At 67.2% G+C, this 22852-nt stretch carries 15 protein-coding genes and 3 pseudogenes; 7 read left to right on the top strand and 11 right to left on the bottom strand.

Annotated elements, in window-relative coordinates; translation table 11 throughout:
* The 3 genes and pseudogenes from BC793_RS44360 to BC793_RS44350 form a co-directional block, all read left to right on the top strand.
* Positions 1–114 (top strand): annotated as a pseudogene (locus BC793_RS44360) (thioredoxin-disulfide reductase); the annotation flags it as partial.
* 16 nt (positions 115–130) lie between these two features.
* A complete protein-coding gene (gene trxA / locus BC793_RS44355; protein WP_109602659.1) occupies positions 131–454 on the top strand; it encodes a thioredoxin in 324 nt (107 codons plus the stop codon).
* A 90-nt stretch (positions 455–544) separates the two neighbouring features.
* Entirely contained in the window at positions 545–1696 is a 1152-nt protein-coding gene (locus BC793_RS44350) for an N-acetylmuramoyl-L-alanine amidase (RefSeq protein WP_109602658.1), read from the top strand.
* A gap of 25 nt (positions 1697–1721) precedes the next feature.
* Here BC793_RS44350 and BC793_RS44345 read toward each other — a convergent pair whose 3' ends face one another.
* Positions 1722–2384 (bottom strand): GNAT family N-acetyltransferase, encoded by a 663-nt coding sequence (locus BC793_RS44345; protein ID WP_109602657.1) that lies wholly within the window; start codon positions 2382–2384, stop codon positions 1722–1724.
* 151 nt (positions 2385–2535) lie between these two features.
* Between BC793_RS44345 and BC793_RS44340 the strand changes: the two genes are divergently transcribed.
* Both BC793_RS44340 and BC793_RS44335 read left to right on the top strand, forming a co-directional pair.
* Positions 2536–3849: an aminotransferase-like domain-containing protein gene (locus tag BC793_RS44340; RefSeq protein WP_109602656.1), complete on the top strand. Its 1314-nt coding sequence runs from the start codon at positions 2536–2538 to the stop codon at positions 3847–3849.
* A gap of 8 nt (positions 3850–3857) precedes the next feature.
* Complete coding sequence (locus BC793_RS44335) at positions 3858–4820, top strand: D-alanine--D-alanine ligase family protein (RefSeq protein ID WP_373871318.1); 963 nt, start codon at positions 3858–3860, stop codon at positions 4818–4820.
* 768 nt (positions 4821–5588) lie between these two features.
* Here BC793_RS44335 and BC793_RS50875 read toward each other — a convergent pair.
* Positions 5589–6164 (bottom strand): annotated as a pseudogene (locus BC793_RS50875) (hypothetical protein); the annotation flags it as partial.
* A gap of 627 nt (positions 6165–6791) precedes the next feature.
* Positions 6792–6914: a hypothetical protein gene (locus BC793_RS52595; RefSeq protein ID WP_275416309.1), complete on the bottom strand. Its 123-nt coding sequence runs from the start codon at positions 6912–6914 to the stop codon at positions 6792–6794.
* Positions 6915–8447: 1533 nt separating this feature from the next.
* On the opposite strand from BC793_RS52595, the pseudogene BC793_RS44325 reads away from it, so the two are divergent.
* Positions 8448–9847 (top strand): annotated as a pseudogene (locus BC793_RS44325) (IS3 family transposase).
* Between the two features lie 3879 nt (positions 9848–13726).
* On the opposite strand, the gene BC793_RS44320 reads toward BC793_RS44325, so the two are convergent.
* The 8 genes from BC793_RS44320 to rpmH all read right to left on the bottom strand — a co-directional run bounded on the left by BC793_RS44320 (position 13727) and on the right by rpmH (position 19923).
* The gene (locus BC793_RS44320; protein ID WP_109602654.1) at positions 13727–14851 is read right to left on the bottom strand and encodes a ParB/RepB/Spo0J family partition protein; all 1125 of its coding nucleotides are present in this window, start codon (positions 14849–14851) and stop codon (positions 13727–13729) included.
* Positions 14848–15882, bottom strand: a complete 1035-nt coding sequence (locus tag BC793_RS44315) for a ParA family protein (protein ID WP_373871317.1) — start codon at positions 15880–15882, stop codon at positions 14848–14850. Before BC793_RS44315 ends, BC793_RS44320 begins: the two co-directional genes overlap by 4 nt.
* A 524-nt stretch (positions 15883–16406) precedes the next feature.
* Complete coding sequence (gene rsmG / locus BC793_RS44310; protein WP_373871316.1) at positions 16407–17348, bottom strand: 16S rRNA (guanine(527)-N(7))-methyltransferase RsmG; 942 nt, start codon at positions 17346–17348, stop codon at positions 16407–16409.
* Between the two features lie 50 nt (positions 17349–17398).
* Positions 17399–17983 (bottom strand): Jag family protein, encoded by a 585-nt coding sequence (locus tag BC793_RS44305; protein WP_109602651.1) that lies wholly within the window; start codon positions 17981–17983, stop codon positions 17399–17401.
* A 128-nt stretch (positions 17984–18111) separates the two neighbouring features.
* Positions 18112–19137: a membrane protein insertase YidC gene (yidC, locus tag BC793_RS44300; RefSeq protein ID WP_109602650.1), complete on the bottom strand. Its 1026-nt coding sequence runs from the start codon at positions 19135–19137 to the stop codon at positions 18112–18114.
* A gap of 1 nt (position 19138) precedes the next feature.
* The gene (gene yidD, locus BC793_RS44295) at positions 19139–19396 is read right to left on the bottom strand and encodes a membrane protein insertion efficiency factor YidD (RefSeq protein WP_109602649.1); all 258 of its coding nucleotides are present in this window, start codon (positions 19394–19396) and stop codon (positions 19139–19141) included.
* Entirely contained in the window at positions 19393–19749 is a 357-nt protein-coding gene (rnpA, locus tag BC793_RS44290) for a ribonuclease P protein component (protein WP_109602648.1), read from the bottom strand. The genes yidD and rnpA overlap by 4 nt, the downstream gene beginning before the upstream one ends.
* 36 nt (positions 19750–19785) lie before the next feature.
* Positions 19786–19923 carry a 50S ribosomal protein L34 gene (rpmH, locus tag BC793_RS44285; RefSeq protein WP_093620811.1) on the bottom strand — a complete coding sequence of 46 codons (138 nt, stop codon included), beginning with the start codon at positions 19921–19923 and terminating at the stop codon, positions 19786–19788.
* A 570-nt stretch (positions 19924–20493) separates the two neighbouring features.
* On the opposite strand from rpmH, the gene dnaA reads away from it, so the two are divergent.
* The gene (gene dnaA / locus BC793_RS44280) at positions 20494–22350 is read left to right on the top strand and encodes a chromosomal replication initiator protein DnaA (RefSeq protein WP_109602647.1); all 1857 of its coding nucleotides are present in this window, start codon (positions 20494–20496) and stop codon (positions 22348–22350) included.
* The last annotated feature ends 502 nt before the right edge of the window (positions 22351–22852 follow it).

Below are 22852 nucleotides of genomic sequence, written 5' to 3'. Positions count from 1 at the left end.
GCTGCCGGCGACCTGGTCGACCACACCTACCGGCAGGCCATCACCGCCTCCGGCACCGGCTGTGCCGCGGCGCTCGACGCCGAGCGCTTCATCGCTTCATTCGTAGAGCTGTAAGGCCCGGGAGGTCCTCGTGGGAGCAACCAAGGTGGTCACCGACACCACCTTCGACACTGACGTGCTGAAGTCCGACAAGCCGGTCCTGGTGGACTTCTGGGCCGAGTGGTGCGTGCCCTGCAAGAAGGTCGACCCGCTGCTCGCGGAGATCGCCAACGAGATGGGTGACCAGGTCGAGATCGTCAAGGTCAACATCGAGGAGAACCCCGAGACCGCCATGAAGTACGGCGTGATGACGGTCCCCACCCTCACCATCTTCAAGGGTGGCGAGCCGTTCAACTCGGTGACCGGCGCGAAGCCGAAGAGCTTCCTGGTCAACTTCATCGAGACGGCGCTGTAGAAACCCTCTCTTGTGAACGCCCCGCGACCCGGTTGGGTCGCGGGGCGTACTCTCCGGGAGGTCGTCCTTTCTCGCCCTAGGGAGTCGTGAGTGCGGTCCATCCGACGCGGAGACAGCGGCGTGGCAGTTTCCGAGATCCGGTCGATTCTGGTCGGTCTGGAATTGCTGGCCGAGCCTGAGCCCGACGTCTTCGACGAGGCGCTGGAGACCGCGGTGCGGGCCTTCCAGCAGAACCGTGGCCTCGGCGTCGACGGTCTGGTCGGTGACGAGACCTGGGGCGCTCTCGACGCGGCCCGCTGGCGGCTCGGCTCCCGGGCGCTCTTCCACTCGGTCCCCGACGCCCTGGTCGGCGAGGACGTCCGCTCGCTTCAGGAGCGGCTCCTGGAGATGGGGTACGACACCGGCCGTCCCGACGCGATCTACGGCGCCCGGACGGCTCGGGCGGTCGCCCAGTTCCAGCGCGAGGTCGGTCTCGTCCAGGACGGCTCCTGCGGCCCGCAGACCATGAAGGCACTGCGCCGGCTCGGCCGCAAGGTCGTCGGCGGCCGCCCGCAGTGGCTGCGCGAGGCCGAGGCGTTCCGCCAGTCCGGTCCCAACCTGGTCGGCAAGACCATCGTCATCGACCCCGGCCACGGTGGCGGTGACGACACCGGCGTCGTGGTGCCCGACGGCCCGTTGCGGTGGAACGAGGCGGACCTCGCCTTCGACGTGGCGTCCCGTCTCGAGGGCCGGCTCTCCGCGGCCGGTATGCGGGTGCACCTGACCCGTGGCCCGTCGCCCGCCGCTCCGATGAGCGGCGCCGAGCGGGCCGCTCTGGCCAACACGCTCGGCGCGGACCTGCTGATCTCACTGCACCTGGACGGGCACACGTCCGAGTCGGCCGAGGGCGTGGCGTCCTACCACTACGGCACCGGTAACGGCCTGAGTTCCACGGTCGGTGAGCGGCTGGCCAACCTGGTGCAGCGGGAGATCGTCGTGCGGACCGGCATGCACGATTGCCGTACCCATGCCAAGGCCTGGGATCTGCTGCGGCTCACCCGGATGCCGACGGTGCGCGTCGACCTGGGCTATCTGACGTCTCCGGCGGACCGGGCCCGGCTCATCGACCCGATGTTCCGCGAGCAGATCGTCGAGGCACTGCTCGCCGCGGTGCAGCGGATGTATTTCCCGGTGGAGCGCGATGTGCCGACCGGTTCGATCGACGTACGCCAGTTGCGCCTCGCCCTGGCCGAAAAGGGCTGACGCCTGCCCGGCGGAGAGCCGAGGCTCAGTTCTCCGCCGACCTCGTCGCCGCGACCGGGCGGACCGGGCGCAGCAGGGTCTCCGGGCTCATCGAGCCGAGCAGCTTCTCCAGCGCGTATTCGACGTCGGACTTCCAGGACAGGGCCGTCCGCAGTTCCAGCCGCAGCCGCGGGTAACGGGGATGCGGGCGGACCGTCTTGAAGCCCACCGACAGGAAGAAGTCGACCGGCGCGATACAGGCCGTCTCCTCGCCGCTCTCGTCGGGCTTGGCATCACCGAACGCCTCGATCGCCTTCACCCCGCGTTTGGTGAGGTCACGGGCCACTCCCTGGACCAGCATCCGGCCCAGGCCGCCGCCGGCGAAGGCGGGCACCACCTTGGCCGTAGTCAACAGTGCGGCGTCGGCACTCACCGGGGACGTCGGGAACGCCATGCCGCGAGGGACGTAGGCGGGCGGCGCATACATCACGAAACCGGCCGGCATCCCGTCGACGTAGGCGAGTTTGCCGCACGAGCCCCACTCCAGCAGGGTCTGCGAGACCCAGGCTTCCTTCTCCAGGCCCGGATCACCGGTGGCGCAGGCGCGCTCCGCCGAGACCGGGTCGAGCTCCCAGTAGACACACTGCCGGCAGGGCCGGGGCAGATCCTCGAGTGTGTCGAGGGTCAGGTTGACCAGGCGTCGCGACATATGCCGACCCCTTGCATTCGCACGGGCATGGACCGGACGCCGCCGCGCCCCCGCCGAATCCTACGTGGGAACCACCATGAACGGGAGCAGGTCGGGCAAGTGCCGGACGGCATTAGGATCGCTTCAGTCTCATTTTCAAGGGGTGATTCGCATGACCGGTACAACTCAGGACGATTACACCGATCGGTACGCGCGACGGGTGCGCGGGATGACCACATCGGAGATCCGGGCCCTGTTCTCCGTCGCCAGCCGCCCGGAGGTGGTGTCACTGGCCGGCGGCTCGCCGTACATTGCCGCGCTGCCTCTCGACGCGGTCGGTGAGATGCTCGGCGACCTGGCGTCACAGCAGGGCGCCACCAGCCTTCAGTACGGCATCGGCCAGGGCACCATCGACCTGCGGGAGCGGATCTGCGAGGTGATGTCGGTGTCCGGCATCACGAACGCGTCCCCCGACGACGTGGTGGTCACCGTCGGCGGACAGCAGGCCCTCGACCTCCTGGCCCGCCTCTTCCTGGACCCGGGCGACGTGGTACTCGCCGAGGGGCCGACCTACGTCGGCGCACTCGGCGTCTTCCAGGCCGCCCAGGCACAGGTCCGGCACGTGGCAATGGACGACGAGGGCCTCATCCCGGCAGCGCTGGAGGAGGCCATCCGGGCCACCGCACGGGAGGGCCGGCAGGCGAAATTCCTGTACACGATCCCGACCTTCCAGAACCCGGCCGGTGTCACCCTGTCGGAGGAGCGGCGCGAGCAGGTCCTCGACATCTGCGAGCGGGCCGGCCTGCTGGTCGTGGAGGACGACCCGTACGGAATGCTCTCCTTCGAAGGTGACGCCCCGCTGCCGCTCCGGGCCCGCCGCCGTGACGGGGTCTTCTACTGCTCCACCTTCTCCAAGACCTTCGCGCCGGGTCTGCGGGTCGGCTGGATCCTCGCGCCGCACGCCGTGCGGGAGAAACTGGTCATGATGAGCGAGGCGAACGTGCTGTGCCCCAGCGCGTTCGCCCAGGCCGCCGTCACGCAGTACCTGTCGACCATGCCGTGGCAGGAGCAGATCAAGGTCTACCGGGAGATCTACCGGGAGCGGCGGGACGCGCTCCTCGGCGCTCTGACGGACCTGATGCCCGCCGGTACCACGTGGACCCACCCGACCGGTGGCCTTTTCGTGTGGGCCACCCTGCCGGCCGGTCTCGACTCGAAGGCGATGATGCCCCGGGCCATCGCCGCACGGGTCGCCTACGTGCCCGGAACGGGCTTCTACGCCGATGGGACCGGGCGCGGCAACATGCGGCTCAACTTCAGCTTCGCCGCGCCGGACCGGCTACGTGAGGGCGTGCGCCGCCTGTCCGGGGTCATGGAGCAGGAGCTGGCCATGCGCGCCGTCTTCGGCGGCGCCGGCCTTCAGCCGGGACATCAGCGCCGTCGTGGCCCGGCCGCCGCGGATGCCCCCGGCCCCGACTTGGCATGATCACACGCATGGGTACGCGTGACGAACTGCGAGTTCTGGTCCTGGCCGGCGGGCTGTCCTACGAACGGGACGTGTCCCTGCGGTCCGGTCGCCGGGTGCTCGACGCGCTCCGGTCCGTCGGCCTGACCGCCGAACTCCACGACGCCGACGTGTCCCTGCTGCCGGCACTACGGGCCGACCCGCCGGATGCCGTCGTCATCGCCCTGCACGGCGCCACCGGCGAGGACGGGTCGCTGCGTGGTGTCCTCGACCTGTGCGGGGTTCCGTACGTCGGCGCCGACGCCCGGACCGCCCGCCTCGCCTGGGACAAGCCGTCCGCCAAGTCGATGCTGCGCGAAGCCGGGATCCCCACGCCCGACTGGGTGGCGCTGCCGCACGACCGGTTCTCCGAGCTCGGCGCCGTCGCCGTCCTCGACCGGATCGTCGAACGGCTCGGGCTGCCCCTCATGGTGAAACCGGCACAGGGCGGGTCCGGGCTGGGGGCCGCTGTGGTCCGGGACGCCAGTGACCTTCCGGCCGCGATGGTCGGATGCTTCGCCTACGACTCGACCGCGCTCGTCGAGCAGTATGTGACCGGCACCAACGTGGCCGTCTCCATCGTCGACCGGGGTGCCGGGCCCGAGACACTGCCGATCGTGGAGATCGTTCCGCGCGACGGGGTGTACGACTATGCGGCCCGGTATACGGCCGGCCTCACCACCTGGCACGTGCCGGCCCGCCTGTCGCCGACGGTCGCGGAGCGGGTCACGGAGACGGCGCTGGCGGCGTACAAAGCTCTGGGGTTGAGGGACCTGTCCCGCATCGACGTGATCGTGACCGCGGATGGGGAGCCCCATGTTCTCGGGTGCAACGTGTCGCCCGGGCTCACCGAGACGTCGCTGCTGCCGTTGGCGGTCCAGGCGGCCGGGGCGGATCTCGGCGCGGTGTTGAGTTCTCTGGTGGAGCGGGCGGTGGCTCGGCAGGGGCAGTGACGGTTGGTTTCACGTGACAGGTCTGGCGGTTATCGCCGGGCCTGTCGCCGTTCCGGGGCTTGCGTCTTTGGGTCGCCTTCGGCGCGGACTTGGCTGCTCGCCTTGGGCTCTTAACTATCCGAGGGCTTGGTCTGTTCGGCTGCTCGCTTCTTCGGCTGCTCGGTTCTCCGGCTGCTCGGTTCTCCGGCTGCTCGGTTCTCCGGCCGCTCGGTTCTCCGGCCGCTCGGTTCTCCGGCCGCTCGGTTCTCCGGCCGCTCGGTTCTCCGGCCGCTCGGTTCTCCGGCCGCTCGCTTCTCCGGCCGCACCGCCCTCGCAGATGCTCGGCTCCTTGGGCTCTTCGCCGCCTGTCGGGCTTCTCGCAGTTGCGGCTCCGCGTCCTCTGGGGCTCCGCGCCCATCCGGTGGGCCGGTGGCCTTGTCTGCCGGTGGCCTTGTCTGCGGTGGCCTCGCAGTCACCGACTCGGCCTACAGCAGCCTTGTCTTTCCAGCGGCCCGTCTTTCCAGCGGCCTCGTCTTGCCGGTGGACTCGTGCTCCCACGGCGTGCTTTCCGAAGCGTGCCTACCTGGCCGCCGCCTGTTCCGGCCCGGTCTCATTCTGGTCGTTGATCCGTCTCGATCGTTGGCCTACTCCAGATGCCCTCCCCGGCCGGAGTCCCGCATCCGCCCTGGTACCGGCTCCGCCTCCGATCTAACCTTCGGACGCCTCCACGTCGCCGAGCGTCGCCGGGCGGCGGCCGCCGTCGGGGTCCGAGTCCATGGTGGTGGGGACGTTGATCGTGGCGGGGGATTCCCATTCGATGTGCGCCGGGCCGGCGTTGGCCTGGCCCCCGAAGTCAGCGAGCCAGGCCGCGACGAGTGACAGGTTCTCCCGCCATTGCGCTTCCGGAATGACCGGCAGTATGTCGTCCCAGAGCGACAGGAAGGTCCCCCGCAGTTGGAGCCGGCCGTAGGGCCGGGCCAGAAACCACATGTGCAGGTGCGCGGACCCGTCTCCCCAGCGATTCACGTGAACCCGGGCAACACCGTCCAGCGACCGAATGGCGCGCTCCAACCGAACCGTCATGACGCCGAGTTCCGCGGCCAGCAGGTTGGGCAGGTCCCCGAGGTCCAGGTGCGAACGACACTCCAGGATCAACACCATCGGCAGACCGGTGGGCCGGTCCATGGCACGGACGCGCCATCGTTCACTGACCCAGATGTACGAGTCGTCAGGCGTCCCGCAGGCAACGCACTCCGAACCGTCCTCCCCACTCCGCGGTGGCTCCACCTCCACCGGCGGAGCGAGTTTCTTGACTCGCATGTCGCCCTCGAACGGGAACGACGGCCAGCGCGTGAAGTCAGGCAGGGAGGAGGTGTTCTCAGACACGACGTGACCTTAGCCCAGCCCAGGACAGGCTGTCCCGGGTCAATTTCGCACGACGGAGGGACCCGCCCCATGTCGACGATGATGAAAATGAGTGCTTCCCCACACCGGCCCCGAAGTTATCCACAGGAGTTATCCACAGGCACGCTCGTTTCACGTGAAACGCGACGTAGAACGCTTGCGCGCCCTGTGGATAGAGCAGTGGACGACCCTCACAACATCGGCGTCGTTTCACGTGAAACACCAGCAGTCCCAGAATCAACAGGCGCAACACACAGGTTGTGGATAGTGGCCCTCACGCATATCTCCAGCCTCGTGGGCATCGGTTCTCACCAACCCAAGGCGCAGCGGCGACCGCGAGGCTCCGGGCCAAGACAGCGGCGCGCGTCGAAGCGCTAGCCCGCCGCTGACTCTTCGCGTCACCCCGCCGACTGGCTCGGTGCGCGGCCCGACGGCCCGGCATATGCGAGTCCTACTCGTGCTAAGCGGGGGGCTCGCGGGCAGTTCCCACTCGATGCGCACCCTCTCCGGCGCCGTCCTCAATTTGATCTCCTGCGAGGGCGTGCCGTACTTCTCTGCCTCTGCTCCCGGCACTGGCTGGCGTTGGCTCTATGGACTGCGCTCGCTATAGGCCAGTGCCCACGCCCGCTCGATGTCGAGGCCGAGGTCGACGTCGCCGCCGCGGTCGATGTCGACACACCAGTCGGCGTCCAAGCCGGCTCGGGCGATCATCTGGCGCAGCGGCTTACCGGCCCTACTAGGGGTCGGCCCATGACCGTTTTTCGGGTGGTAAGCGCCTATCACCCTTGTCAGTCGCGAACTGCAGCTCGCATATCAGCCCCGCGTTGCCGCCCGAGCAGACCCAGTCTTACGTATCCGCACCGTCGCAACCGCGTTCCAGTCCACCAACGCTCACCTTCTCAAGCCTGAGGCTGGACGTACTGGGATGGCCATCTGACTCGTTCAGTAACTCGCGCCCCGGACAGCGCGTTCACAGAGAATCTCCCCGGGCCGAAGTCCTCGCCAGAGCGGAACGAATCATCAGGGAGTCGTACTCACCTCCGTCGCCGAGGCCCACGGCGTGACCGCCAGCTCGCCAGGTGGTGACGTCCTCACGGCGGAACCGATCGGCCTACCTCCCCGATCAAAACTGACCTCTACTCGGACACCCGCGTGCACAGCTCATACTCGAAGGCTGTCGGTGCAGTCGCCAGACAACTGCACCGTCCAACGCGAAACCGCAAACAGTCTCTGCCCGTGACACACATGCTCACCGAGGCACGCGGCTTCCCTCTATGGCCACCGCGTCCTCCGCTGATTCTGGCCACGAAACTTCAGCGGGCACCACGACTGCCCACGCGGAATCGACGCGCTCAACGTGAGCAGTCTCAGGCGGTCCACTCGCCAGAATCTTCGAATCCGGCTGCGCAGACGTCAACGCACCGCTCTCGCGCCATCCTCGGTACGCCTCCGCCCGCCCTCGTCTCAGCACGATAGAGGCGACCATGGCCAACCGGCCGGCGGAACCCTGGCGAGTGTCGGTCACCGGTCTGGCTGAGACTCTGCCCGTTTCCGCCAGCAGCACACCCCATGCCAACAGCCATGAGCCACATCAGCTCACTCGCGGTTTTCAGAGGCCTGTTTCTCTAACCTTTGGTGCGATGGCCGGCGCCTCCCTGGTCGCGGTTCCGGCGGCCGCCCCTGCGGTCGACGACCATCTGTATGCCTGTTTCTCAGCGCCGATTCCTGCCGCGGCATTACCGATAGGTCGCTCGACACGGTGTTCTCTCCGAACGCATATGACACTCACCGCATCCAGTACCGACTTGCGGCAACCGAGTGCGAGGACGCAGCCGAAGACATTGTTCGCCATGTCGCGGTGTCTGGATTTCGGCGACCGGCGCTCAGATCTCGGCAATCCGGCGGATGTCTACGGGATGGCGATTCGGCGACTTGCCGATCCGACGGTGTCTAAGTATCAGGCGATCGGCGTTCCGCGTTCGGCTCGGAGAGCTCGATCGTCCGGCTCATGGCTCGCGACGGCCCGGTGGCAGCAACGACCGATAGGCCGGCTCGCCTCCACTCAAACTGTCCGCGGCAAGCCATCGAGACGCCCGGCCTTGCCTGCACCAGGCCACGCGGTTCCCCTGTCTGTCAGGGTGAGTTGAGGCCAGCGGTTCATAGCAAGTCCGCCGGACAGGGCGAGTTCAGGATCGAGAGTCGTTGAGTACTGCTGTTGACGTCGTGACGGCCCAGGATGGGGTCATGAGTCGTAGGAAAGGTCCGCGTTCGGATGGTCCGCGGGCACGCCGGTCGTTCACTCCGGGGCAGAAGCTGGAACTGCTCTCCGGCTACGAGCAGGCCGTCACGGTTGGTGAGGGCGGGGCGTTCCTGCGGCGGGAGGGCTTGTACTCGTCGTTGATGTCGGAGTGGCGCCGTGCCCGGGATGCGGGCTTGCTGTAGGGCAAACCGGCTGGTGAGACGGTCGGGCGCCCGTCGGCGGAGCAGGCCGAGATTGCCCGGTTGCGGCATGAGCTGGCTCAGGCCCGGTCGAAGCTGGCGCGAACGGAGACGGCGCTGACGATTATGGGAAAAGCGCAAGAGCTCTTGGAGGACATCTCCAGGAGCGAGCCGGACGGTCCGGACGTGTTCGGGCTCGGCAGACGCTGATGGATGCCTTCCAGGCGCTGACGGGTGCGGGGACCACGACCCGAACCGCGGCGGTGATGACCGGGATCGCCCGGTCCAGCGCCGATCGCGACCGGCGCCGGCCGAGCCCGTCACGCCGGCCGCGTCCGGTGCCGGCGAACGCACTGACCAGGGGTGAACGCGACCAGGTCCTGGCCGTGCTGGACGGTCCGGAGTTCGTCGACGCGGCGCCGGCGCAGGTCTACGCCGCGTTGCTGGACCAGGGCGTCTACGTCGGCTCGGTCGCGACGATGTATCGGATCCTGCGGGAGCACCGGCAGGTCCGCGAGCGTCGCCGGCTGGCCCGGCATCCGGCTCGCACCCGCCCGGAGCTGGTCGCTGACGGGCCGGGGCAGGTGTTCAGCTGGGACATCACGAAACTGGCCGGCCCGGTGAAGGGCTCCTACTTCGACGCCTACGTGATGATCGACATCTACTCCCGATACATCGTCGGCGCCCGTGTCCACACCCGCGAGTCAGGACCCCTCGCCGAGTCGATGATGCGTGAGATCTTCGACGTTCACGGCGTTCCGCACGTCGTCCACGCCGACCGGGGCACGTCGATGACCTCGAAATCGGTCGCTGACATGCTCGAAGACCTGACCGTGACCCGGTCGCACTCACGGACGAAGGTGTCGAACGACAATCTGTACAGCGAGGCCTGGTTCAAGACGCTGAAGTACGCGCCGGTCTTCCCGGACCGGTTCGCATCCCTCGCCCAGGCCCGGACCTTCATGGCCGACTTCGTTACCTGGTACAACAATTGCCACCGACACTCTGGGATTGGCCTGCACACTCCGGCCGAGGTGCACCAAGGCCGCCACCACACGGTCCGCGTCGGCCGCGAGGACACCCTCGCCGCAGCCTGGGCAGCACACCCGGAACGCTTCAGCACAAGCCGGCGCCTGCCCAAGATCCTCGACCTGCCTGAGCAGGTCTGGATCAATAAACCAGAGCCGGAACCTCAGGCCGCATAACTCCCGCTGGCCTCAAATCCTTGACACGTACCGTTCTTCTACTTCATGGGGTCGCGGATATGCCATTCGGTCATGATCGCGTTCGACTGGCAGTGGCATGGCTCCACAAACCATCGCCACAAAACTCATCCAAGGATGGTGGCTCTGGATCACAGGCGGCCGGCACCAAAGCCCAGACCGCCACGTCACCAAGCCAGAGACTCCAGAGCGAGGAGACTCTGTCCAAGAACGGCTAACTCACAAGTCAACCTGCCATGACGTCAAGGACCAACCTGCCCGGCCGGCACAGTCCAACCCTTGGCTCGGCGAAGCCAGCCACACCTCAACTGCCTCCCATGAGGCCGACACGCACACCGCATGAACGCGCATCAGAGAGCGGGGCTATTCAAACCACCCGCCCAAGGCTTCATCCAACCCATAGTGTCCGGCTCTACCAACCTCCTATCGAGATCACTCCCGCAACTGTCCCAAGCCAGAAGAATCGTGTAGCCGCGGTTAGTCTTGCGCCCTCTTTCCATCCCCAAGTGACCAAGATTCAAATCCTGACCCCTGATTCCTGAGTAGGCCATGGTCGCTGGCACGGTCCCAGCCAGTCGGGTCGTCCGGGTACTTCTCCCGAAAGCCGTCGTTTGGTTCGTGGCTCCAGTCAGCATGCCCTTGCTCGCAAGGTTCCACCTTCCCCAAGCCACCCTTGGCTGCCTAGCTCTAGCTGTCCCCAGAGACGAGTTGTCAAAGGATGCACCGGCCAGTCGGCCTACCAGTCCGAGCCGGCTCAACGAGGCCAACAGAACAGCCATCTCCGGTCTTAGCAACGGTGGCGATCGAGAAGAGTCCAGGGGGACCACTCCCTCTGCCGTCGCCCACACAAGCTGCTACTGACGTGTTTTCCGGCCGGGGCACGGTGTGTCGCGCACAGCGGCAATAACAGCTCAGACGCCCCGTGCACACAGCCAGGAAAGCCCGCGACATGGGCTCCGACTCGGTAGGTCACGGCTCTACCAGCGCTCAGGAGGTTCACGATCGACCGACGGCTGAGGTGCACACACGGCGCTGGCGTCTGTGGTTCTCGACTTGGTCACGGTCTCAATCTCCGGCTGCGCGGTGTTCCTTTATCGAGATACAACTCGGCTAGGACCCCATAAGCGCCATGAACCAGAGATTGCACTTGCGACCTTGTGTCCGCCGTTTCACGTGAAACACACCGGGCACCGGGCACCGGGCACCGGGCACCGGGCACCGGGCACCGGGCACCGGGCACCGGGCACCGGGCACCGGGCACCGGGCACCGGGCACCGGGCACCGGGCACCGGGCACCGGGCACCGGGCGAGCTTGCCATGCCGCCGTTTCACGTGAAACGCAGGCCTTCCGTCGCTAGCCTCTCTGGCCTCTGTTCACAAACACAGCTAAAAGAAGGTCCTCGGCGTCACGCGACGAGGCAGTGCCACTCCAACTCCTGTCCCAGAGAAGCAGCCAAGGCCCCTTAAGGATCCGTATCTGCCACTTGGAAGGCACGCCACGGCAAGGCATCCGCCGGCTTTCTTCCCCCCGGAGTGCCAACGGAGTCAGCCAAGAAGGTCTAGGCGGAGATCTCTGGGCCCCGTCGACCCGTCGACCCGTCGACCCGTCGACCCGTCGACCCGTCGACCCGTCGACCCGTCGACCCGTCGACCCGTCGACCATTCATTTTCGAAAGGCATCCGGAAGTGCTGAGGCAGCGACGCCTCTGCTTCACCTCATCTAGCCGCCGCTACTCCCGTATGCGTGGCCATGCCGTGCCGTCCTCCCCGAGTTGAGCGAAGTGAGGCCAACATTCGCCATACCGCGCGTTCCTCGGAGGACTGTCTGCGTTGTTTCACGTGAAACGCCCGCGCCAAGGTGCTCACTGAAGCCACGATTTCGCGGCTCGGTGCTTCCCTAGCAGTGCACTGCGACCGCTTGCTCAACAGCTGCCGCGGGCTACCGGTCGATCGACGATGCGTCCTTCCTGGGCAGTCTCGAATGATGGGGACGGGAAAACGCCAGCCGACGAGTGCCGGCATATAACAATGTCCGTGCCAACTACCCGCTGGACCGCGGCCTGGTGGCTCGGCTCGGCTCGGCTCGGCTCGGCTCGGCTCGGCTCGGCTCGGCTCGGCGATGATGATCTCCTGGCCGGAATCCAGCATGGGCCCGGCCAGTGCAATTGCAGCCTTCTCGACTAGAAGCTCCATAACTCGGTCACGACTTCAAACACGCCTGTCGCCGCGTCCTCCGACCACAAGCAGGACCGTAACCTGAGTGCCAAGATGCCGTCGTGGATTGCCGCCGAGGTCAGCCAGGCCATCGAAGTCGGCGCCGGCCATGTCGATCACCAAGTTTCACGTGAAACGCCCCGACGCTGGCGCGTTGACATGACGCGAGGCAGCGCACCTGACCCGCTGCTCCCTCAACATATGGATGCAGTGACGACCGAACATCGCAGCCCCCGCCCGTCGACGAGTAGTCCCAGATAGGCGAAAGGGAGGCCTCACTCTGATGCCGCGAATTGCCGTTGAGATCAATCGGCAAGCGCAGACCAAGGAGTGGCGGGAGACTCCTCGGTAAGCCGCTCGGAAGGCACCGGCCTAACCTCTCCCGTGTCAAAACGACAGGACCCGAGATCCAACCTCAAACAGGAAGGGTTGGTTTGAGGCCGACGGCAGCTGCACCTGCTTCTCAGCGGAGGCGGCGGGACACGGGCGCTCGCCAGACCTCTAGGTCCAGTTCTGTTGAGCGGCCGGACTGGGTTCCCACCAGGGGCTCGTTCTCGGACCATTCCGCAAACCTGGTCAGGAAGCAAGCGAAGCCCGTAGGCGAGTAAAACGATCGGGCCCGCGGAGCGTGACAGGTCCGGGCGGCCGTAAGGTTCCGCAGAGCACTCAAGCGATTCAAGGCACCGACCGCAGCGTCGCACCCGTCGCCAACCAAGGCGTGGACCACACGACAGAAGGCGCCTGGCTATACACAACCCATCCCCGCTCACCTCAACAGAGACGGGATGATTTCAAGACGCGAGGCTCTCCTGCTACATCTCCAACAGACCGCGAGCGCCGCCCAAGGGTCACCCGTTGGAACTCGCACTGAGACGGGGCGACGCCCCCAGCTATGCCCAAGCGAGATTTCCGCTGGACCGATCCGATCCGCCGGCGTAGCCAAAGGCTGACGGGGCCGCAACACCTTCGGCCCGCAATGACCGAAGGCGACTCACCTGTTCCGCGCGCATCGAAGCATTCGGCACGCTGGCGACTTAGGTCATAGGCGCCAGGCGGGCCCACCGCATCGAAGAGCAACCGACAACCGACGGCCCTCGACCGACGGCCCTCGACCGGCGACCGGCGACCGGCGACCGGCGACCGGCATGAACCCTAGAGCCACCCGCCGAGGGATCGTCACCGCCTATGGCTAGCCGAAGGCGGGCAACCAAACAAGTCACTGGTGACTACCGAATAGGCCACCGACTGCTCGCGTCAGCAACTATCGAGTCCACAGGCGAACCCGCGATCACGAAGGGAACTGAACGGAAGGCACTTCGACGGGCGACGCATCCGACGGCCGAGGCTCATGTCCCGTGACGTTCCCGCAGCCGTCAAAGCTGGCCGCACCATCAGCTCCCGACCAGTTTCGCGAGAGCCCGGAAAGCGACTCACATTCGTATTGGCAAGCCCGGCCGTAGTCGAGAGACGCCCAACCAGCGTCAGTTCCGGTTCTCTCAGAACGATTCTCCTGGGATTTCAGGATCCCGCTACGCCCCATAATCGACACTTCGGAACGCGAACTTTGCCCCTTTAATCCGAAGACCCATCGCAAACGAGAAAGAGGCGCGTGATCAACCACGCGCCTCGCACCCCCAGAGGGAGGAGTCAGTCCTCAGGCTCGCCGCTCTCCCGAGCCGCCCCCGCGCCTTCTTCCTCAACACCAATCATGCCGACGATGCGCTCAAGATCGTCAACAGTCGCGAACTCTATCGTGATCTTGCCCTTGTTCCGTCCGATGTCGACCTTCACCCGGGTGTCGAACCGATCCGACAGCCGTTCGGCCAAGTCGTTCAGCGCCGGCGCGTGTACCTTCGCCCGCCGAGTCGGCGCCGCCTTCTTAGCGGTCGCCTCCTCGGAGGCCGCGAGATGCACGATCTCCTCGGTGGCCCGAACCGACAGCCCTTCCCGAACGATCCGCTCAGCAAGCGCATCCTGAGCCGCACTGTTGTCGAGCCCGAGCAGCGCCCGCGCGTGACCCGCCGACAGGATGCCGGCAGCCACGCGACGCTGCACGGCAGCGGGCAGGTTCATCAACCGGATCGTGTTGGAGATCTGCGGTCGGCTGCGCCCGATCCGCCGGGCCAGTTCCTCGTGTGTAGCCCCGAACTCTTCGAGCAGCTGCTGATAAGCGGCCGCCTCTTCGAGTGGGTTGAGGTTGGCGCGGTGAATGTTCTCGAGCAACGCGTCCCGGAGCATCGCGTCGTCCGGGGTGTCACGGACGATCGCCGGAATGGTCTCCCGTCCGACGGCCTGGGCGGCACGCCAGCGGCGCTCACCCATGACCAGCTCGTAACGGCCGTCACCCAGTTCCCGCACCACGATCGGCTGGAGGAAGCCGACCTCTTGGATGGAGGTCTTGAGTTCTTCCAGTGCCTCTTCGTCGAAGACGTGCCGCGGCTGCTTGGCATTCGGCTCGATCGCCGACACCGGTAGTTCAGCGAACCGGGCGCCAGGAACGGGGGCGAGATCCGACTCCGTGGAAGACGCTGCGGAGGAGCCCACGGAAGCCGTCTCCGAACTTGACGGCGATACGGCGGCCGGCTGGGCGGGTACCGAAGCGGGTACCGACCCGGACACGGAACCAGGCACCGGAGCGGGCGCCGACGCTGACGTCGACGGCTCAACAACGGGATCCGGCAACACCTCGACCGAGGTTGCCGTTTCGCCGGCGGGCGCCGTCGGGATCAGTGCGCCCAGGCCGCGGCCCAGGCCACCCCGCCGGTTCTTCATGCAGTGCCTCCCGTATTGACCCCACGAACGGCGAGTTCCAGGGCAGCCTCGAAGTAGCTGGTGGCTCCTCGTGAACCCGGATCGTAGGTCATCACCGACTGGCCGTAGCTCGGAGCCTCCGATACGCGCACGTTTCGGGGGATCACCGCGTTCAGCACCTTTGCGCCGAAGTGGTTCCGCACGTCCTGTTCCACCGCATCTGCCAGTCGCGTACGCCGGTCGTACATCGTCAGCAAGATCGTAGAGACGTCGAGGGTGGGATTGAGGTGCTGACGCACCAAGTTGATGTTGTTGATCAGCTGATTGAGACCTTCCAGCGCGTAGTACTCGCACTGAATCGGGATCAGAACCTCCTGCGCCGCGCACAGGGCGTTGACCGTCAACAGGCCCAACGAGGGCGGGCAGTCGATGAAGACGTAGTCGAACTTCTCCGGGTGACCGGCGATCGCCCGGGCCAACCGGGACTCACGAGCCACCACCGAGACCAGCTCGATTTCCGCACCGGCGAGGTCGATGGTGGCCGGCACGCAGAAGAGGTTCGGAATGCCCTCGACCTGCTGAGCGACCTCGGCCAGCGGCACGTTGTCGATGAGGCAGTCGTAGACATCCGGCACTCCGGCATGGTGGGGCACGTTCAGGCCGGTCGACGCGTTGCCCTGCGGGTCCAGGTCAACCACCAGCACACGGTTGCCATGGAGCGCGAGCGCCACCGCCAGGTTGACCGTCGTGGTCGTCTTCCCGACGCCGCCCTTCTGGTTGGCGACGCAAATCACCCGGGGGTGGTCTGGGCGCGGCATGATGATCTCGCCGCTCGGGTTGAGGATCTGCACAGCTCGCAACGCTTCCATAGCAAGGGGCGGATCGTCCTCATCCGCGGCTGGCGTTTCACGTGAAACATGCTCGGTCGACTGAACCGGCACCCCTGAAGAAGGAGCCACGGCCGCCGGACCTGGGCTGGACGCGCCCTGATGGGGCATCGGCGCGCCGTATTCGTGCGCTGATGGGGAGCCATATCCGCCCGGGCGGGGCAGCGGAACATTCTGGTCGCTCGCATGCGGCCCGCCGACGCTCACTCCCGACGGCCTGTCGAGAGGCGACTCGGTTTCACGTGAAACACCGTACTCATGCACCGCTTCATCCCTGATGGTTAGGAAGGGGTTGGCCGGCAGAACGTGGCTCCGGCAGTGGAGATCCGGTCCACACTATCGACATCCGGCCAGCCTACGGGTGTCGGGCATGTGTCGCCATCGTCGTCTGTCCGATGGAGCGAGCACAATGTCGCTCCATCGTCTTCCAACAACGCCTCAAACACCATGACGCCGAGCACAGGCCTGCCGCGAACATACGGGGGCCGTCTCGCGGCTCGCTGCGCTCCCCGAAAATCAACACCACCGAGGGGGTACGACCAGAGCCGCACCCCCGGGGCACCGACGACATCTCGCAGTCGAACCGCCAGGCCCTCTGAGCCCCACGTTGACCGCTCAACGAAGCCCGTCCCGTCGCGGAGTCCCACCAGACCCTCCAGCCACGGGAGAATCGCCTACGGGCCGGTAACTCACCCTCTACGCGATCTCCCACGCCCGCCGCCACGGCCACTGTTCCTGGCGCCACCCGTACCCGAGGAGGGGGATGACCGTGCGGCCTTGCGGGCCGACACCGGACCGGCCTTCTGCCGCCCAGGCAGGACATGCCGTTCTTTGACGATCTCGACCACGGTCGTCGGCGGATCGATCAGCCCGCTGCCGCACAGCCGGATCTCCACGGACCCACCGCCGAGTGCCTCGATCGCCGCCGCATGCTCGGCGATCTCTTCCGCGGCTGAGGACCCCTTCATGGCCAGCAACCGCCCTCCGACCGCCGCGAGTGGCAGACACCACCCGGTGAGCTTGTCGAGTGCCGCCACTGCCCGCGCGGTGACCACATCGGCACCGGGCAGGTGGTCCACGACCTCCTCGGCCCGCCCGCGGATGACCATGACGTTGTCCAGACCGAGAACTTCCACCGCTTCATCGAGGAAGGCGGTACGCCGTGCCAACGGCTCGACCAACGTGATGGCGAGGTCCGGCCGGGCCACCGCCAACACGAGTCCGGGCAGCCCGGCACCGGAACCGACGTCCACCACGCCGGCGCCGACGGGGATCATCTCGGCCATCACCCCACAGTTGACCAGATGCCGCTCCCACAGTCGGGGCGTCTCACGCGGCCCGATCAGCCCACGGAGGACTCCTTCGGTGGCGAGCAGTTCGGCATACCGCCGAGCAAGTTCGAGTCGCTCACCGAAGACGGCAGCGGCAGCGGGCGGCGGCTCCCCTAACTCGGAGCCGGCGGATGGGGACGAGGAACCGGCGGGCAGGGGCGAGGAGCCAGGGGGCAGGGGCGAGGAGCCGGCCGATGAGGGCGGGAAACCGGCCGATGCAGGCACGGAACCGGCCGATGCAGGCGAGGAGTCTGCCGACGAGGGCGAGGAGTCGGCGGGGAAAGACGACGGCCCGGGCATCCCATCGCCCGGGCCGGAGTCACCCGCGCCGTAGCGGGTATCAGTCACGATCAGTCCGCCACACGCACCACGATGCGGCGGCTCGGCTCGACGCCTTCCGACTCGCTCTGCACGCCCGGGATTGCGTTGACGACGTCGTGAACGCACTTGCGCTCGAACGCCGACATCGGCTCCAGGCGCACCGGGTCACCGTGCTCCTTGACCTTCTCGACCGCGTTGCGCGCGACGGCGGCGAGTTCCTTACGGCGGGCAGCCCGGTAGCCGCCGATGTCGAGCAGCAGCCGGCTCGGCGACCCGGTGGCCCGGAAGATCGCCAGGCGGGTGAGTTCCTGCAGCGCCTCGAGGGTCGCGCCGCGCTGGCCGACGAGCGGCTGGAGACGGCCGCCGACGACCTCGACCATCGGCCGGCCCGCGGAGACGAGCTCGTCGATGTCGCCGTCGTAGTCGAGGATGTCCAGCAGACCCTCGACGTAGTCAGCGGCGATCTCGCTCTGGCGGAACAGGTCGCCGTCCGAGGCGACGCTCTCCGACTTCTTGGCCTCAGTCGAGGCGCCTGCCTCGTCGGTGCCGGCCGGCTCGGCAGCGATGTCTTCTGCTGACGAGTCGGCGGAAGGGGGAGTGCTGGTGTCGGTCACGGTTTCATCTCCGTTGTGTTCGGGCCGGACCGAAGTCGGTCCGCTGTTTCCCGCGCGGTGAAGCGCGGGGAGGTCACTGAAAACCGAGGGGAGCGCTCGGGCACCCGCGGGAAGCACCCGAGCTGCGATCATCCCTTGGGTTTGTTCGCCGGTCGGGCGCCCTTCTTGGGATTCACCGGTTTAGCGCCCGGCTTGGGTGCGAGGGCCTTGGTGTCGACCACCGGACTCACCGGCTCCGGCTCGGTCTTGCGACTGAAGAGGCCACCTGTCCGGGCGGGCTGAACCGGGCTCTTCGGGCCGCCCGCGACCTTGGTGCCGGCAGCCGGACGGGCGCCGGGGCCACCCTTGTTCGCCATCTGGGGCGGCGGGAACTTACGGAGCACCCACTGCTGCTGCGCCAGGGTGAACAGGTTGTTCGTCACCCAGTAGATGACGACACCGATCGGGAACAGCGCACCGGAGAACAGCAGCGTGAACGGGATGCCGTAGAGCATCAGCCGCTGGATCATCAGCTGCTGCGGGTCCTCGGCCCAGCCGGTCTTGAGGATCATCTGCCGCTGGGTGAGGAACGTGGTGGCCATCATGACCAGCACCAGGACCGCTGCCAGGATCTTGACGGTCGTGCCGTTGGCGCCGAGGGCGGACAGTTCAGCGGCCGATGAGCCGAACTTGGCACTGATCGGGACGTTGAAGAGGTGCGCGTCGGCGGCGCTGTTGAACTGGGCGAGCGGCCAGCCGTACAGCTGCTTCATCTCGTCGGAGAGGCTGGGCTTCAGGTGCTGAAGCACGTGGAAGAGCCCGAAGAAAACCGGAATCTGCAGGAACATCGGAAGGCAGCCCATCAGCGGGTTCGCCTTCTCCGTCCGGTACAGCTCCATCATTTCTTTCTGGAGCGTCTCCCGGTCGCCCTTGTGCTTCTCCTGGAGCGCCTTGACCTTGGGCTGGAGCGCCTGCATGGCGCGCTGGCTCTTGATCTGCTTGACGAAGACCGGGAAGAGGATGACGCGCAGGGTCACCACGAGGAAGAAGATGGAGAGGATCCACGCCCAGTTGGTGCCGATCACGCGGCCGTCGGGTATGCCGATCGCGTCCCACAGGGAATGCCAGCGCAGAAGAATCCACGAGATGGCGTAGTAGATCGGGTCGAGACTCAATCTAAGCTCCAGTCACATCGGCAGGACGGTGACGGATCGGGTCAGGCACCGGGTCATACCCGCCAGGGTGGAAGGGATGGCATCGTAGGAGCCGCCAGATCGCCAGGCCCGTCCCCCGCAGGGCGCCGTGCCGCGCCAGTGATTCCTGGGCGTAGGCACTGCATGAGGGATAGAACCGACAACGTGCCGGCAGCGCCGGACTCAAGTATCGACGGTACGCGACGACCGGAGCGGTCAGGAGCCGGGCGGCCAGGCTCATCGTTGCCGCCGGGGTCTACGGGCGGACGCGAGCGCGCCCTCCAGGTCGGTGGCGAGAGTGGCGGAGGTGGCCCCGGCCGCCGGGGGTAGTGCCCGGACGACCACGGTCGCGCCCGCCGGAAGCTCGCTGAGCAGCGGCCGGATCAGGTGCCGAAGCCGTCGTTGGACCCGGTTGCGGACGACCGAGTTGCCCACCGCTTTGGACACGACAAAGCCGGCGCGCGCCGTGGAGGCGAACGCCGGCTCGTCGACAAGCAGGTGGACGACCAGGGTCCCGCGGCCGGCCCTACGGCCACCGCGGATCGCTGCGGCGAAGTCCGCACTACGCCGCAGTCGTTGCGCCGCGGCAAGCACGACTACCTGGGCATTCCGACCGGACTAACGGTCGGCTCAGGCCGACAGCTCGCCACGGCCCTTGGCCCGGCGAGCAGACAGGATGGCACGGCCGGCGCGGGTGCGCATGCGCAGCCGGAAGCCGTGGGTCTTGGCACGCCGGCGGTTGTTCGGCTGGTAGGTGCGCTTGCTCACGTCAAAACTCCGTCTTCGTACTACGACTCTGGGGGCATCGTGCGCTGCAAGACGCCACTTTAGCAGAGCGCGGCGGAGCAACCGCCCAACCCTACGCAGGCCCCCCTGGGCGGTCAACCATATCCTGGGTCGGCACGCCGACATGGGCGGGCACCCTCATCCGACCAGGTCTTTCCGTGCACAAAGTGAATCTTTTCTTCGCTCTGGGCAGCGGATGGCCCGGACGGCGGTTGTAGTCGACCTCTCGCCGCTGTTAGCGTGCGCGGTTGCTGGTCTTACCGGCCGTTCGCAGACCGCGAGGCGGCGGCCAAAACCGGACAAGCAGGTGGATCGTTCGCCACGGTGAGCCTGTTTACCGCCCGCGCCACTCCAGGCTCCGGTAAATCTGCCGACCGTCCGGCCGGGAGCGGCCACCGGCACCCCCACGGGTTGTGGATAACCTGTGGATAGCCGGTTGGCGCCGTGCGTGTTCAGCACGTTAACTGTGCTGGGTTCGGGGGAGCCGACAGGCACAGGCGAGAGGCCGGACAAGGCCCACCGGGGGTCGGTGGCGATGGGGGTGGCGCGGCGGTGGCCGATCAGGTCGACCTGGGCACGTTGTGGCGTGACACGTTGGAAGAGTTGTCCGACGAGATCGCGTCACGGCAGCAGCGCGCCTATCTACAGTTCACCCGCTTGCGGGCCATCGTCGAGGACACGGCACTTCTCTCGGTTCCGGACACCTACACCCGCGACATCATCGAGTCCCGGCTGCGCCCGGCGATCACCGAGGCTCTGACGAAACGTCTGAGCCGGCCGATACAGGTCGCGGTCACCGTCCGTCCTCCGGAGGACGGCTCCGGCATGCCCGGCACGGTGTATGGAAAACCCGCCGATCAGGCGCCGGCACCCATCGTCGAGCCGCAGCCACGGCACTATGCCGATCCCGGCCCGTACCAGCCTGAGCTGCCCGGATACACCGGTCCGCAGCGGATGCCGGAGCCGCCGTTCCAGCAGGCCGCCTTCGGTCCGGCCGAGCACGCGCCCGAGCCGTACCCAACCGGATCCGCCCAGCACTCGGCGCCGCAGGCGCCGTATTCGCGAGGGGTGCCGACGGCCCGGGACGGCCAGGAGGCGCTCTTCGCCGACCCGATGCCGCAGCAGGCCCCGCAGCCGCCGGTGAACCGGTCGCCCGCGACACACCCGGCCGATCAGGACACGCCGAACGACTCGGTCGCGCACCGGATGGCGACCGATGCGGCCCAGCTGCGGGACAACCGACGGCATCCGGACGACCGGCAGATGCCCGGCCCGGACCGGCGGGACCAGATGCCCGTGCGAGCCGGCGACAACGGTCCCGGGCGCCCCCCGGTCGACCTGCGCGGGCCGGGCACGTCGCCGCGGCCCGGCGGGCAGGACGGCAACCGGCTCAACCCGAAGTACATGTTCGAGACGTTCGTCATCGGCTCGTCCAACCGTTTCGCGCACGCGGCGTCGGTGGCGGTCGCCGAATCCCCGGCGAAGGCGTACAACCCGCTCTTCATCTACGGCAGCTCCGGGCTGGGCAAGACCCACCTCCTGCACGCGATCGGGCATTACGCCACCACCCTCGGGCACGCGCGGTCGGTGCGCTACGTCTCGACCGAGGAGTTCACCAACGATTTCATCAACAGCCTGCGCGACGACAAGACGCAGGCGTTCCAGCGGCGCTACCGCGACGTCGACATCCTCCTGATCGACGACATCCAGTTCCTCGAGAACCGGGAGCGCACGCAGGAGGAGTTCTTCCACACGTTCAACACGCTCCACAACGCCAACAAGCAGATCGTGATCAGCTCGGACCGTTCGCCACGGCAGCTGGCCACCCTCGAGGACCGGATGCGGACCCGCTTCGAGTGGGGTCTGCTGGCCGACATCCAGCCGCCGGACCTGGAGACACGTATCGCGATCCTCCAGAAGAAGGCCGCACAGGAGCGGATGTACGCCCCCGACGACGTGCTGGAGTTCATCGCGTCCCGGGTCTCCAACTCGATCCGGGAGCTGGAGGGCGCCCTGATCCGGGTGACCGCGTTCGCCAGCCTCACCCGCTCGCCGGTGCAGTTGTCGCTGGCCGAGGAGGTGCTGCGGGACTTCATGCCCGACGGCGCCGGCCCGGAGATCACCGCCGACCAGATCATGGTCTCCACCGCGGACTACTTCGGCGTCAGCCTGGAGGATCTGCGCGGCCACTCCCGCAGCCGGGTGCTGGTCAACGCGCGCCAGGTCGCGATGTATCTGTGCCGCGAACTCACCGATCTCTCCCTGCCCCGCATCGGACAGGCCTTCGGCGGCCGCGACCACACCACGGTCATGCACGCCGACCGCAAGATCCGGCAGCACATGGCGGAGCGGCGGTCGCTCTACAACCAGATCGCCGAGCTCACCAACAGGATCAAACAGAACACCTGAGGTTGTACGGGTGAACTACCCCTCAACCGCACCACAGCGCTCTCACCTCGCGTTTTCGGCGTGGCTGCCCGGTACGGCGGCCACGCCGCTGCCGGGCTGCCACTCGCTGCCGGGCTGCCACTCGCTGCCGGGCTGCCACTCGCTGCCGGGCTGCCACTCGCTGCCGGGCTTGCTGCCCGTTCACCGAGGACCCACCCACGCACCGACGTGGCGCGGTAGCGCACCGCCCAAGCCGATCTCGCGGAAGATCAGTCCCGGCCGGTGGGCGGCGTCGAAGGACCGCGAGCACGTGTACGAGATCCGCCCACAGCCGATAGCAAACGCGCGGGGTCACGCCTGTCCAGCTCCGGGGCCACCCAACCGGGCCCCAAGTCGTAGCAACAAATCCCGGTGTCCCGCCCTCGGCTCCCGGGCATCGCAGCGTGATCCCAGGGCCTGAGCCCGCCGCCCGGAGGACCAGGCGCCGCATTTCGACCGCGAGACCACGCTGAGGTGCGGCCGG

It is taken from the genome of Actinoplanes xinjiangensis, assembly GCF_003148685.1.
Classification (GTDB): domain Bacteria; phylum Actinomycetota; class Actinomycetes; order Mycobacteriales; family Micromonosporaceae; genus Actinoplanes; species Actinoplanes xinjiangensis.
The sequence above is the reverse complement of the archived record's forward strand: the minus strand, read 5'-3'. Positions and strand labels throughout refer to the sequence as shown.